The 12999-nt window shown below is 71.8% G+C and carries 12 protein-coding genes; 2 read left to right on the plus strand and 10 right to left on the minus strand.

Features of this window, described 5'->3' with window-relative positions; translation table 11 throughout:
• Nucleotides 1–491 precede the first annotated feature (491 nt).
• Nucleotides 492–1517, plus strand: a complete 1026-nt coding sequence (gene trpS / locus AC27LF_RS32380; RefSeq protein ID WP_479659937.1) for a tryptophan--tRNA ligase — start codon at nt 492–494, stop codon at nt 1515–1517.
• Nucleotides 1518–1544: 27 nt separating this feature from the next.
• Here trpS and proC read toward each other — a convergent pair whose 3' ends face one another.
• The 6 genes from proC to AC27LF_RS32410 form a co-directional block, all read right to left on the minus strand.
• Nucleotides 1545–2357, minus strand: coding sequence for a pyrroline-5-carboxylate reductase (gene proC / locus AC27LF_RS32385; RefSeq protein ID WP_479659938.1), 813 nt, complete (start codon nt 2355–2357; stop codon nt 1545–1547).
• Between the two features lie 100 nt (nt 2358–2457).
• Nucleotides 2458–3231, minus strand: a complete 774-nt coding sequence (locus AC27LF_RS32390; protein WP_479659939.1) for an ABC transporter permease — start codon at nt 3229–3231, stop codon at nt 2458–2460.
• Nucleotides 3228–4055 (minus strand): ABC transporter ATP-binding protein, encoded by an 828-nt coding sequence (locus AC27LF_RS32395; protein ID WP_479659940.1) that lies wholly within the window; start codon nt 4053–4055, stop codon nt 3228–3230. The genes AC27LF_RS32390 and AC27LF_RS32395 overlap by 4 nt, the downstream gene beginning before the upstream one ends.
• Nucleotides 4056–4097: 42 nt before the next feature.
• Nucleotides 4098–4877 carry a class I SAM-dependent methyltransferase gene (locus tag AC27LF_RS32400; RefSeq protein ID WP_479659941.1) on the minus strand — a complete coding sequence of 260 codons (780 nt, stop codon included), beginning with the start codon at nt 4875–4877 and terminating at the stop codon, nt 4098–4100.
• A 159-nt stretch (nt 4878–5036) separates the two neighbouring features.
• The gene (locus tag AC27LF_RS32405; RefSeq protein ID WP_479659942.1) at nt 5037–5555 is read right to left on the minus strand and encodes an EamA/RhaT family transporter; all 519 of its coding nucleotides are present in this window, start codon (nt 5553–5555) and stop codon (nt 5037–5039) included.
• Nucleotides 5556–5597: 42 nt separating this feature from the next.
• Nucleotides 5598–5969: an SH3 domain-containing protein gene (locus tag AC27LF_RS32410; protein ID WP_479659943.1), complete on the minus strand. Its 372-nt coding sequence runs from the start codon at nt 5967–5969 to the stop codon at nt 5598–5600.
• 184 nt (nt 5970–6153) lie between these two features.
• Here AC27LF_RS32410 and AC27LF_RS32415 point away from each other — a divergent pair, with 184 nt between their 5' ends.
• Nucleotides 6154–8325 carry a serine/threonine-protein kinase gene (locus AC27LF_RS32415; protein WP_479659944.1) on the plus strand — a complete coding sequence of 724 codons (2172 nt, stop codon included), beginning with the start codon at nt 6154–6156 and terminating at the stop codon, nt 8323–8325.
• Between the two features lie 114 nt (nt 8326–8439).
• Here AC27LF_RS32415 and ilvD read toward each other — a convergent pair whose 3' ends face one another.
• The 4 genes from ilvD to AC27LF_RS32435 form a co-directional block, all read right to left on the minus strand.
• The gene (gene ilvD / locus AC27LF_RS32420; RefSeq protein ID WP_479659945.1) at nt 8440–10293 is read right to left on the minus strand and encodes a dihydroxy-acid dehydratase; all 1854 of its coding nucleotides are present in this window, start codon (nt 10291–10293) and stop codon (nt 8440–8442) included.
• 130 nt (nt 10294–10423) lie between these two features.
• Nucleotides 10424–11050 (minus strand): TetR/AcrR family transcriptional regulator, encoded by a 627-nt coding sequence (locus AC27LF_RS32425; protein WP_479659946.1) that lies wholly within the window; start codon nt 11048–11050, stop codon nt 10424–10426.
• On the minus strand, nt 11047–11880 hold the full coding sequence (locus AC27LF_RS32430; RefSeq protein WP_479659947.1) for a sugar phosphate isomerase/epimerase family protein: 834 nt from the start codon (nt 11878–11880) through the stop codon (nt 11047–11049). Before AC27LF_RS32430 ends, AC27LF_RS32425 begins: the two co-directional genes overlap by 4 nt.
• A 147-nt stretch (nt 11881–12027) precedes the next feature.
• Nucleotides 12028–12960 (minus strand): Ppx/GppA family phosphatase, encoded by a 933-nt coding sequence (locus tag AC27LF_RS32435; RefSeq protein ID WP_479659948.1) that lies wholly within the window; start codon nt 12958–12960, stop codon nt 12028–12030.
• Nucleotides 12961–12999: the final 39 nt, after the last annotated feature.

Below are 12999 nucleotides of genomic sequence, written 5' to 3' on the forward strand. Positions count from 1 at the left end.
CCCTTATCGGAGCCTGATTCCCGGTCGGCGGGATTTGTCTTCCCGGCCCGCTGGGCCGTTCCGACGAGTGAGACTTTAGCGGATTCCCGGCTCCCGAGCTAATCGGGGTCCTGCGCCTTTCGAACGCGGATTCCTCATTCCGCAAATACGCACACCAAGGCATACGACGACGCATCGCCGTTTGACGGGTGGTACCTGCGGAATCGCTGTCCGGGGACCGACCGGGGTCGGCGCTCACGTCGGACAACTCGGAGAACAGTACGTATCTGTTGGGGGTGTGTCAACTCACGTCCTGGGGGCGCCCCTGCCGCGTATGCTGGGGAACGTGATGACGCGTACGTGCAACCAGCAGTGGTGGGCCGCCTGACGGCGGCCCTGCTCACGTATGCATCCAACGGCCGCCGCCCCGGCGGCCGTTCTCGTATCTCCCTCCAGAACCTCCGAGGGCCGGCCGCCAGGAGCGGCGGTCCCTACCAGGAGGTGGAGAGGGAATGGCACGGGTCTTCAGCGGGGTCAAGCCGACCGGGCATCTGACGCTGGGCAACTACCTGGGAGCCATGCGGCGGTGGGCGGATGTGGACCAGCACCGGTCCGACGCGCTGTTCTGCATCGTCGATCTGCACGCGCTGACCGTGGACCACGACCCGGCGCGGGTGCGTCGGCTCAGTCGGCAGGCGGCGACGCTGTTGCTGGCCTCGGGGCTTGATCCCGAGCTGTGCACCGTGTTCGTGCAGAGTCACGTCGCGGAGCACACGCGGCTGTCGTACGTACTGGAGTGCGTGGCGACCGACGGTGAGATGCGGCGGATGATCCAGTACAAGGAGAAGTCCGCGCGGGAGCACGCGCGGGGCGGAAGCGTGCGGCTGTCGCTGCTGACGTACCCGGCGCTGATGGCGGCGGACATCCTGGCGTACCGGGCCGACGAGGTGCCCGTCGGGGACGACCAGACGCAGCACGTGGAGCTGACGCGGGACCTCGCGGTGCGGTTCAACCAGCGGTACGGGCATACGTTCGTGGTGCCGAAGGCGACGCCCCCGGCTGTCGCCGCCAGGGTGATGAACCTCCAGGATCCGACGTCGAAGATGGGGAAGTCGGACGACTCCGGGCCGGGCATCGTCTATCTGCTCGACGAGCCGGACGCGGTGCGCAGAAAGGTGCTGCGGGCCGTGACCGACAGCGGGCGGGACGTCGTGTACGACCGGGAGGAGCGGCCGGGGGTGGCGAATCTGCTGGAGATCCTGGCGGCGTGCACGGGTGGGAACCCGGAGACCTTGGGCGGTGTATATGAGTCGTACGGCGCCTTGAAGAAGGACACCGCTGAGGCCGTGATCGAGGTCCTCAGGCCCGTACAGGCCAGGCACAAGGAGTTGTGCGCGGATCCTGTGTATGTGGAGGGGGTGCTGCGGGAGGGTGCGGAGAAGGCGCGGGCCATGGCCCGGCCGACGGTCGATGCGGCCTACCGGGCGATCGGGCTGCTGGAACCCGTGTCGGAGCCGGTGGTGCACGCGGCCGGGTAGGCGCCGCCGAGGCGGGGTTCGGTGGCGTCAGTCCTTCTTGCCGGAGGCCAGCTCGCGGCTGCGGTCGCGGGCGGCTTCGAGGGCGGCGATGAGGGCGGCTCGTACGCCGTGGTTCTCCAGCTCGCGGATGGCGTTGATGGTGGTGCCGGCCGGCGAGGTGACGTTCTCGCGGAGCTTGACGGGGTGCTCTCCGCTGTCGCGGAGCATCACGGCGGCGCCGATCGCGGACTGGACGATGAGTTCATGGGCCTTGTCCCGGGGCAGGCCCAGGAGGATGCCCGCGTCCGTCATGGCTTCGACCAGGTAGAAGAAGTAGGCCGGGCCGGAGCCGGAGAGGGCGGTGCAGGCGTCCTGCTGGGACTCGGGGACGCGGAGGGTCTTGCCGACGGCACCGAAGATCTCCTCGGCGTGGGCGAGGTGGTCGGCGGTGGCGTGGGTGCCGGCGGAGATGACGGACATGGCCTCGTCGACGAGGGCGGGGGTGTTCGTCATGACACGGACGACAGGGGTGCCCGCGGCCAGGCGCTCCTCGAAGAAGGAGGTGGGGATACCGGCCGCGCCGCTGATGATCAAGCGGTCGGCGGGGACGTGCGGGGCGAGTTCGTCCAGGAGGGTGCCCATGTCCTGCGGCTTGACCGTGAGGATGAGGGTGTCGGCGGTCTTGGCCGCCTCGGTGTTGGTGACCGGGGTGACGTCGTAGCGCGCGCGAAGTTCCTCGGCCCGCTCGGGGCGGCGGGCGGTGACGAGCAGGTCGGCGGGGGCCCAGCCGGCGCGGAGCATTCCGCTGAGCAGCGCTTCGCCGATCTTGCCGGTGCCGAGGACTGCGACTTTGTGGGTCATGGTGCGGGTGCCCTCCGGGGTGCGTCGTCCGGGGTACATCCTCGCACCGGGGGTCCGGGGTGTGCGGTGTTGTCCGCTGGGCGGACGTCCGGGTGTCGGGTCACACCGTGCGGCGCCGCAGGGTGGCCGCGCCCAGGGCGAGGACCAGCAGCGCACAGCCCGCCACGACGAGGACGTCCCTGATGAACGTGGCCGTCACGTCGGTGTGGTGAAGGACCTCGTTCATGCCGTCGACCGCGTAGGACATCGGCAGGACGTCGGAGATGCCCTCAAGGACGGGGTGCATGGCGGAGCGGGGTGTGAACAGACCGCAGAGGAGGAGCTGAGGGAAGATCACCGCGGGCATGAACTGGACCGCCTGGAACTCCGAGGCGGCGAAGGCGGAGACGAACAGGCCGAGGGCGGTGCCGAGCAGGGCGTCGAGGAGGGCGACCAGCAGGAGCAGCCAGGGCGAGCCGGTGACGTCCAGGCCGAGGAACCAGACCGCGAGTCCGGTGGCCAGGGCGGACTGGATGATCGCGAGGGTGCCGAAGGCGAGGGCGTAGCCGGCGATGAGGTCGCCCTTGCCGAGGGGCATGGCGAGGAGGCGTTCGAGGGTGCCCGAGGTGCGCTCGCGGAGGGTGGCGATGGACGTGACCAGGAACATCGTGATGAGGGGGAAGATGCCGAGAAGAGAGGCGCCGATGGTGTCGAAGGTGCGCGGGCTGCCGTCGAAGACATAGCGGAGCAGGAACAGCATCACGCAGGGGACGAGGAGCATCAGCGCGATGGTGCGTGGGTCGTGGCGTAGTTGGCGCAGGACCCGGGTCGCGGTGGCGGTGGTGCGGGAGAGGTTCGGGGCGCCGGTGCGGGCGGGTGCGGTGGTCGTGTTCATCGGGTCGTCTCCTTGGCGCGGCCGGCTGCGGTCGCCTGGTCCACGAGGTGCAGGAAGGCCGCCTCTACGGTGTCCGTTCCGGTGCGGGTGCGGAGGGCTTCGGGGGTGTCTCCCCCGGCCTCCGGCCGGGAGGTGTCCCCGGCGAGGAATGCGCCGTCGCGCATGAGCAGCAGGCGGTGGCAGCGCTCGGCCTCGTCCATGACGTGGGAGGAGACGAGCAGGGTGGCGCCGCGGGTGGCGGCGATGTCGTGGAAGAGGGTCCACAGGTCGCGGCGCAGTACGGGGTCGAGGCCGACGGTGGGTTCGTCGAGGACCAGCAGTTCGGGGGTGCCGAGCAGGGCCACGGCGAGGGAGACGCGGCTGCGCTGGCCGCCGGAGAGGTTTCCGGCGAGGGCGTCGGCGTGGCTGGTGAGGTCGACGTCGGCGATGGCTCGGGTGACGTCGTCGTGACGGCGTGCGGAGGCGGCCCGGCCGGGGGTGAGGATCGCGGCGAAGTAGTCGAGGTTCTGGCGGATCGTCAGGTCGTCGTAGACGGAGGGGTGCTGGGTGACATAGCCGATACGGGTGCGCAGGGTGGGGTGGCCGGCGGGGCGGCCGAGGACGTCGAGGGTGCCGGTGACCTTGGCCTGGGTGCCGACGATGGCGCGCATCAGCGTTGATTTGCCGCATCCCGAGGGGCCGAGCAGGCCGGTGATCTGGCCGCGCGGGACGGTGAAGCGGAGGTTGCGCAGGACGGTGCGGGGGCCGCGTTCGACGGTCAGGTCGGTGGCGTGTACGGCGGGGGCCTCGGGCGTGGCCGAGGGGCCGGAGACATTATTCATCACTCGATGAATAATGCTCCCGGCGCCGGGGGCCGTCAAGGGTCGCTAGGTGTTGCGGGCGATCAGCAGTTGGACGTCGTAGACCTCTTCGACGGTGCCGTCGGGGAAGGCGGCCAGGAGGTGGGTCCGCTCCTGGGCGAGGAAGGCGGTGGCGTTCTCCTCGCCGTGCGTCAGGAAGATCGAGTGGCTGCCGATGTTGGCCAGGTGGGTGTCGAGGGGGACGCGGCGGCTCCAGCGGACCGTGCGGTGGACGAAGTCGAGTCGGCCGCTGGGGTCGGCCAGGGCGGTGCGCACGCCGTCGCCGTTCTTGGCCACCACCCCGTCGTGGCCGAAGTGGCGTTCGATGCGGTCGGTCTGGGCGTCGATCCAGGGGATGTCGAGGGCGCTGGTGTTCCACCACAGCGCGAGGGCTCCGCCCGGGCGCAGCACCCGCAGCGCCTCCGGCACCGACCGGGCGGGGTCGGTCCAGTGCCAGGACTGGGCGTAGGTGATCAGGTCGGCGGCGGCGTCGGCCAGGGGCAGGGCGTTGCCGTTGCCCCGGACGATCGGGACGTCGGGAAGGCCGCGGCGGAACTCGGCCGCCATGCCGTCGCCGGGTTCGACCGCGACCACGTCGGCACCGCGGGCACGCAGGAGCGCGGTCGCGATTCCGGTGCCGGCACCGACGTCCACGACCCGGGCGCCGGCGAGGGGACGGGCGGCGAGTTCTTCGATGACGTCGAAGAGGGCGGGTGGATAGGAGGGCCGATTGGCTCCGTACTGCGCCGCGGCGGCGTTGAAGGACTGCGCCCTGCTGGCATGGGAGGGCGGAGGCGTAGTGGTCATAGGCCCATGGTGATGCGGCTGACCGGTATGCGACAGCGGTCCTCGGTCCTGGGCCCCGCACCGGCGACCGTACGAGGGGACGCGCTCAGGGCTGCGGGGCGCCGTCCATGCCGAAGGGAGCGGGCGCTCTTCCGTCGTGCTGACCGGCGTGGGAGATCGTCAGTGGCGGCGGTTTTTTCTGGCGGGGTTGCCGGTGCGGCGGGTTGTGCGGCGTTCGTGCCGGGTGCGGGCCTCCTCGTACTCGGCGCGGTGCAGCTTCTCGCCGGGAGCCTCGATGAGGGACCGGAAGAAGTACGCGAGGAGGGAGCCGACGAAGCCGATGGCCAGCAGGCCGCGCAGGGACGCCTGGCGCTCGGGGTCGGGGCGCCTGCCGAAGCGGTCCCAGGTGTTGCGGAAGGCCAGCGCGCTGCAGATCGCGAACATCACCACGACCAGCACGGTCACGAAGGATCCCGTGTCGGCGATCTGCAGGCCCTGGTAGGCGAAGCGGAGGATCAGGCAGGAGGCGACCGCCGCGGCGAGCGAGCCCACGGCCACGCCGGCGCGGCGGGCCGCATAGCCGCCGTCGTGGTGCACCCAGGACGTGCCGAAGAAGCGCAGGGGCTCGGGGCGGGGGCCGTTCGGTCCGCCGCCGGTGGAGCCCGCGGGGGCGTCCGGGGTGCCGCGTTCGTCGCTCACGGGGCGATTATGGCGCCGCGGGTCCGCGGGCTCCTGGGCGGGTCAGGAGCAGCGTGAGGCCACGTAGCCGTCGCTGCCCGTGTACACATAGGCGTCGGAGACGTATTCGCCGTTGTCGATGTTGTCCCAGATGTTCGAGGTGCCGTAGGGGCCGGTGACCGTCGTGCCCGGCGTCTGGCAGAAGATGGGGACGCGGGTGTCGGCCGGCAGGACCCGGACGATGCCGTAGTTGGTGCCGGGACCGCTGCGGACGTTCAGCCGCACACCCGGGGCGACCGGATAGGTGCGCACGGTGGCGGCCGCCGCGGTCCGGACGCCGCCCGTCGTCGCCTCGGCCGCCTGCGTCTCGTTCGTGTCGTTCGTCTCATTCGTGGCGTCGGTTGTTTCCGTCGCTTCCACACGGTCGACAGACATGAGTGGATCTCCCCCCGTCAGACCCCATGACCTCCATGGGGTCACGTTGATTCCCCTGTTTCGAGCCACGAAACACCCGTGCGCGACTCGCACGCGGAGGCTAGCAAGTCGCCTCGGTCCCGTCCGAGTCATCGACTAGGCTCCGAGCGTCGCGCGCGCCGACGAACAGCACGGGGGTGGTCCCATGGCGCCACAGCGGAACACCGGAGCGGGCGCGGAAGCGGAACTTCCCGAGTACGCCGGTCACTACCGTCTTGAGGCACGCCTCGGGTCGGGCGGCATGGGCGTGGTGCACCTGGCCCGCAGCACCTCGGGGCTGAAGCTCGCCGTGAAGGTCGTACACGCCGAGTTCGCCAAGGACCGCGAGTTCAGGGGCCGTTTCCGGCAGGAGGTGGCCGCCGCACGGCGGGTGAGCGGCGCCTTCACCGCGCCGGTCGTCGACGCCGACCCGGAGGCCGAACGGCCCTGGATGGCCACGCTGTTCATTCCGGGTCCGACCCTCGCCGATCATGTGAAGCGGAACGGGCCCATGGAGCCTGCTCAGTTGCGCCGGCTGATGGCCGGGCTCGCGGAGGCGCTGCGCGACATCCACCGGGTCGGGGTGGTGCACCGCGATCTGAAGCCGAGCAACGTCCTGCTCGCCGAGGACGGTCCGAAGGTCATCGACTTCGGAATCTCACGGCCGAAAGACAGCGAACTGCGCACCGAGACCGGCAAGCTGATCGGTACGCCGCCCTTCATGGCGCCCGAGCAGTTCCGGCGGCCCCGCGAAGTCGGACCGGCCGCGGACATCTTCACACTGGGGTCGGTGCTGGTGCACGCGGCGACGGGGCGCGGACCGTTCGACTCGGACAGCCCGTACGTCGTGGCCTACCAGGTCGTCCACGACGAGCCGGATCTGGCCGGGGTGCCGGACGACCTCGCCCCGCTGGTGCTGCGCTGCCTCGCCAAGGAGCCGGAGGACCGGCCGACGCCCGACGAGCTGATGCGGGAACTGCGGTCGGTGGCGGCCCTGTACGACACACAGGCGTTCATACCGTCTCAGCGGACGCTCGCGGCGGACCGGCGGGCGGACGGCACGAAGAGGGCGAACCCCGACACGGACGACCCCTGGGGGCTGCGGACCGTCACGCCCGAGGAGCCCGAACAGGAGGTGCGGACCGCTCCGGCGCCCCGTGGGCCGCGGGCGTGGCTCGGCAAGCGGGCGGCGCTCGTGGGCGGGTCGCTCGCGCTCGCGCTGTCCGGTGTGCTCGCGTCGGTGCTGTGGCTCGGCGACGGCCCGCCGGTGCCGGTGGGTGTCACGGCCGAGGACACCCCGCCGGGCTTCCCGGGGTGGCATGCCGAACCGGTGGGCGAGGGCTCCGGGATGCCCCAGTGCACATACGGCGACGGCAAGGTGCTGTGTCTGCGCTCCGGCATGGCCTACGCCCTCGACCCGGCGGACGGCTCCCTGCTGTGGCGGCACCCCGTCGCCGGGGACCGGGCGAGCGTCGCGCCGGTGCTGGCGGGCGGGCTCCTGCAGGTGCCGGCGAACGGGGGCGGGCGGGTGGAGGCGGTCGACCCGGGCTCCGGTACGACGCGTTGGAAGCGGGTGGTGCCGGGGCAGTCGGCGCTGCGCTTCGCCGGCGGGATGCTCCTCGTCGGCGGCGCCGACGGATCGGTCACCGGCGTGGACGGCCTGACGGGCGACACCAAGTGGACCCGGCGGATCTCCGGGGCCCACACGCCCTCCCTCGACTGGTTCGCGGGCGACTCGTCGGCGTATGCGACCAGCTCCGAGGACGGAACGCACACGCGCGTGACGGCCGTGGACCCCGTGACGGGCGCCGAGCGCTGGCAGGCGCGGCTCGCGGGGAACCTGAGGCCGGTCGGCAGCCAGGGCGGCTCCCTGTTCCTGCTGTCGGTGGACAACGCCACCGGCGAGACGGACGAGGTGGTGCGCTACACGCCGGCCGCGGCGACCGAGCGCCGGGTGCCGCTGCCGGTGCCGCGCCTGGCTCCGCAGGCCGCCGTGCGGGGCGACGTCGTCTATCTGCTGTCCAGTGGCGGCGCGCTGGAGGCCGTCGACGTGGCGGACGGCGAGCGGCGATGGCATCTGGAGACGTCCGTGAGCCGTGGCTCGGCGCCGGTCGCCGACGCCGGCCATGTGTACTTCAGCGCCGCCGACGGGCGGCTGCTCGCGGTCGACGCCCACGACGGCACACTGCTGGGGCAGACCCGGCCGCGGCTCGGTACCAACTCGGACGAGGTCATGGCCGCGCTCCCGGCGCCGCTGCTGGTCGGCGGCCGGCTCTTCGCCGGCGCCCCCGACGGCACGGTCATCGCCGTGGACGCCCGCGACCCCGATTCCTGGTGACCGGGCGCGGGCCCGGGACCAGCGGGCCGCGGCCCCTGTAGTGATCGGTCCGGTACGCCCCTTGGCAGGCCGCCCCGCCGGAGGCGGCCTGGGAGCGTGCGGGGGCGGCGGGGCTCAGCCCAGCTTGCTGACGTCCCGGACGGCGCCCTTGTCCGCGCTGGTCGCCATCGCCGCGTACGCCCGCAGGGCCGACGAGACCTTGCGGTCGCGGTTCTTCGGGGCGTAGTCACCGTTCAGCGCCTGCTCGCGGCGCGCCAGTTCGGCCTCGTCCACCAGCAGCTCGATGCTGCGGTTCGGGATGTCGATGCGGATCCGGTCGCCGTCCTGGACCAGGGCGATGGTGCCGCCGGACGCGGCCTCGGGGGACGCATGGCCGATGGACAGACCGGAGGTGCCGCCGGAGAAGCGGCCGTCGGTGATCAGCGCGCAGGACTTGCCCAGGCCGCGGCCCTTGAGGAAGGACGTCGGGTACAGCATCTCCTGCATGCCGGGGCCGCCCTTGGGGCCCTCGTAGCGGATGACGACGACGTCGCCCTCGGTGATCTGCTTGCCGAGGATCTTCTCGACGGCCTCCTCCTGCGACTCGCAGACCACCGCCGGGCCCTCGAAGGTCCAGATGGACTCGTCGACGCCGGCCGTCTTCACCACGCAGCCGTCGACGGCCAGGTTGCCCCGCAGGACGGCCAGGCCGCCGTCCTTGGAGTAGGCGTGCTCGGCGGAGCGGATGCAGCCGTGCTCGGCGTCCTCGTCCAGCGCCTCCCAGCGCTCGGACTGGGAGAACGCCTCCGCCGAGCGGACGCAGCCGGGCGCCGCGTGCCACAGCTCCACGGCCTGAGGGGAGGGGGAGCCGCCGCGCACGTCCCAGGTCTTCAGCCAGTCCGCCAGGGACGGGCTGTGCACCGCGTGCACGTCCTCGTTGAGCAGGCCCGCCCGGTGCAGCTCGCCCAGCAGAGCGGGGATACCGCCGGCGCGGTGCACGTCCTCCATGTAGTACGTGCGGTCCTTGGCGACGTTGGGCGCGACCTTCGCCAGGCAGGGGACCCGGCGGGAGACGGCGTCGATCTGTTCCAGACCGAAGGGGACGCCCGCCTCCTGGGCCGCGGCCAGCAGGTGCAGGATCGTGTTGGTCGAGCCGCCCATCGCGATGTCCAGGGCCATCGCGTTCTCGAAGGCGGCGAACGACGCGACGCTGCGGGGCAGGACCGTCTCGTCGTCCTGGTCGTAGTAGCGGCGGGTGATGTCCATCACCGTGCGGGCCGCGTCCTCGTACAGCCCGCGGCGGGCCGTGTGCGTGGCCAGGACCGAGCCGTTGCCGGGCAGGGACAGGCCGATCGCCTCGGTCAGGCAGTTCATCGAGTTGGCGGTGAACATGCCGGAGCAGGAGCCGCAGGTCGGACAGGCGTTCTCCTCGATACGGAGGATGTCCTCGTCGGAGACCTTGTCGTTGGCGGCCTCGGCGATCGCGTCGATCAGGTCGAGCGTGCGGACCGTGCCGTCGACCAGGGTGGCCCGGCCGGCCTCCATCGGGCCGCCGGAGACGAAGACCGTGGGGATGTTCAGGCGCAGCGCGGCCATCAGCATGCCCGGGGTGATCTTGTCGCAGTTGGAGATGCAGACCAGGGCGTCGGCGCAGTGCGCCTCGACCATGTACTCCACGCTGTCCGCGATCAGGTCCCGGGAGGGCAGCGAGTACAGCATGCCGCCGTGGCCCATCGCGATGCCGTCGTCGACGGCGATGGTGTTGAACTCGCGCGGGATGCCACCCGCCTCCCGGATCGCCTCGCTGACGATCCGGCCGACCGGCTGCAGATGGGTGTGGCCCGGCACGAACTCGGTGAAGCTGTTGGCGACCGCGATGACCGGCTTCCGGCCGATGTCCGCACCGGGTACACCGGAGGCCCGCATAAGGGCGCGGGCGCCCGCCATGTTGCGGCCGTGGGTGACTGTGCGGGACCTCAGCTCGGGCATCGTCGCTCGCTCCTTCGAAGACCTTCTGCCAGACGGTTCTGGTCCGTCGAGCCTACGCCGGTCATCCAGGGATCGGGACGCGGTGTCCGGAATGCGGGATGTGCGTCTCGCGGGTCCGGTGCCCGCGGGCTCACGCCCCGGTGAGATGCCCCTGTACCACCGGCGCCGCCCGCGCGATGATCTGCTCCAGGTCGGCCGAGGCCATCGGCTCCATCTTGATCACGTACCGCAGCATGGCGCAGCCCACCAGTTGCGCGGCCGCCAGTTCGGCGCGCAGCTCGGCGTCCGGCAGCTCCAGCTGTCCCGCGATACGGCGCAGCAGCTGGCTCGCGATCAGCCGGCGGAAGACGGCGGCGGCGGTCTCGTTGTTGACGGCGGAGCGCAGGATCGCCAGCAGCGGCGCCCGGGAGGTCGGGTTCTCCCAGATGCCGAAGAAGAACCGGGTCAGCCGCTCGCCGATGCCGTCCAGCGGGCCGGCGCCCACGACGTTCGAGGCGTTCAGCGCGGGCGCGAAGGCGACTTCGATGGCCGCCTCGAAGACCTGTTCCTTGGTGCCGAAGTAGTGGTGGACGAGCGCCGAGTCCACGCCCGCGGCCTTGGCGATGCCGCGTACGGACGTCTTCTCGTAGCCGCGCTCGGAGAACTCCTCGCGGGCCGCGGTCAGGATGCGGTCGCGGGTGTCGCCCGACTCGGTGCGCGGGGGCCGGCCGCGGCGGCGGGCGGGCGTGCCCTCCCGGTCCGGGGTGGTGCCGCTCACGGTCCTGGCACCTTCACCGCGGAGGCGAGGTGGAGACGGGTGAAGGCCAGCGCCTCCGCCAGGTCCGCCTCGCGTTCGGCGCTGGACATGGCACGCCGGGTGTTGACCTCGATGACGACATGGCCGTCGTAGCCGCGCTGCGCGAGCCGTTCCAGCAGTTCGGCGCAGGGCTGGCCGCCCCGGCCGGGCACCAGGTGCTCGTCCTTGCCCGATCCCCTGCCGTCGGCGAGGTGGACATGGCCGAGGCGCGAGCCCATCCGGTCGATCATCTGCAGGGCGTCCGTGCGGGCGGTGGCCGTGTGGCTGAGGTCGATCGTGAAGTGCCGGTAGTCGTCCTTGGTGACGTCCCAGTCGGGGGCGTAGGCCAGCATCTCGCGGTCGCGGTAGCGCCAGGGGTACATGTTCTCGACGGCGAACCGTACGTCCGTCTCGTTCGCCATCCGCCAGACCCCGGCGACGAAGTCACGGGCGTACTGCCGCTGCCAGCGGAACGGCGGATGCACGACGACCGTGCCGGCGCCCAGCTTCTCGGCGGCCGAGCGGGCCCGCTGGAGCTTGACCCAGGGGTCCGTGGACCACACCCGCTGGGTGATCAGCAGACAGGGGGCGTGCACGGCCAGGATCGGGATGCGGTGGTAGTCCGAGAGCCGGCGCAGCGCCTCGATGTCCTGGCTCACCGGGTCCGTCCACACCATGACCTCGACGCCGTCGTAGCCGAGGCGCGCGGCGATCTCGAAGGCCGTCGCCGTCGACTCCGGGTAGACGGAGGCCGTCGACAGGGCGACCTTCGCATCCGGGATACGGACGGGGACGTCCCTTGCTTCAGCCACGAAGGACAGGGTACGGGGTGGCAGGGTGGCATCGGTTCGGGTGCCGGATGCCCCGTGCGCCGTTTCGGCCGTTCTTCGCGAGCCGGTGCGGGCCGTCGGTGACCCGTCGCACATCCCCGCACACCCCCGCGTGCCGGTGCGGGGCGCTCACGGCGACCCCATGTGGTCCAGGCGGCGCAGGATCACGCCCTCCCGCAGGGCCCATGGGCAGATCTCCAGGCTCTCCACGCCGAACAGGTCCATCGCGCCCTCGGCGACCAGGGCGCCGGCGAGGAGCTGGCCGGAACGGCCCTCGGAGACACCGGGGAGTTCGGAGCGCTGCCCGGCGCTCATGCCGGCCAGCCGCGGCACCCATGCCTCCAGGGACTCCCGCTTCAGCTCGCGCTGCACATACAGGCCCTCGGCGGAGCGTGCGGCGCCCGCGATGCGGGCCAGCTGCTTGAAGGTCTTGGAGGTGGCGACGACGTGGTCGGGCGCCCCGAAGCGGCTGAACTCCCCCACCGTGCGGGCGATCTCGGCCCGTACGTGTCGGCGCAGGGCCCTTATCGCCCCGGCGTCCGGCGGGTCACCGGGCAGCCAGCCGGCCGTGAGCCGGCCGGCGCCGAGCGGCAGCGAGACGGCCGCGTCGGGTTCCTCGTCGATGCCGTAGGCGACCTCAAGGGAACCGCCGCCGATGTCCAGGACCAGCAGCTTCCCGGCCGACCAGCCGAACCAGCGGCGGGCGGCGAGAAAGGTGAGCCGGGCCTCCTCGGCGCCGGTGAGCACCTGGAGTTCGACGCCGGTCTCGTGCTGCACGCGCGCGAGGACGTCATCGGCGTTGCTGGCCTCGCGCACGGCGGAGGTGGCGAAGGTCAGCAGGTCCTCGACGCCCTTGTCCTCGGCTGCCTGGAGTGCGTCGTGGACGACGCCGATCAGCCGGTCCACCCCATCGGGGCCGATCGCCCCGTCCGCGTCCTGGAGTTCGGCGAGCCGCAGCTCCGCCTTGTGCGAATGCGCGGGCAACGGGCGTGCGCCCGGGTGTGCGTCCACCACCAGCAGATGCACCGTGTTCGATCCAACGTCCAGGACACCGAGTCTCATGCACGGAACGCTACTGCCACCTGGGCCGTCGTCCGTCCC

This window comes from Streptomyces diversicolor (assembly GCF_057537855.1).

Excerpts from the sequence above, each read along its gene's own strand:
- AC27LF_RS32410 (WP_479659943.1), bottom strand. The coding sequence starts at position 5,969 with ATGTCTGTCGACCGTGTGGAAGCGACGGAAACAACCGACGCCACGAAT.
- proC (WP_479659938.1), bottom strand. The coding sequence starts at position 2,357 with ATGACCCACAAAGTCGCAGTCCTCGGCACCGGCAAGATCGGCGAAGCG.
- AC27LF_RS32415 (WP_479659944.1), top strand. The coding sequence starts at position 6,154 with ATGGCGCCACAGCGGAACACCGGAGCGGGCGCGGAAGCGGAACTTCCC.
- ilvD (WP_479659945.1), bottom strand. The coding sequence starts at position 10,293 with ATGCCCGAGCTGAGGTCCCGCACAGTCACCCACGGCCGCAACATGGCG.
- AC27LF_RS32390 (WP_479659939.1), bottom strand. The coding sequence starts at position 3,231 with ATGAACACGACCACCGCACCCGCCCGCACCGGCGCCCCGAACCTCTCC.
- AC27LF_RS32400 (WP_479659941.1), bottom strand. The coding sequence starts at position 4,877 with ATGACCACTACGCCTCCGCCCTCCCATGCCAGCAGGGCGCAGTCCTTC.
- AC27LF_RS32435 (WP_479659948.1), bottom strand. The coding sequence starts at position 12,960 with ATGAGACTCGGTGTCCTGGACGTTGGATCGAACACGGTGCATCTGCTG.
- trpS (WP_479659937.1), top strand. The coding sequence starts at position 492 with ATGGCACGGGTCTTCAGCGGGGTCAAGCCGACCGGGCATCTGACGCTG.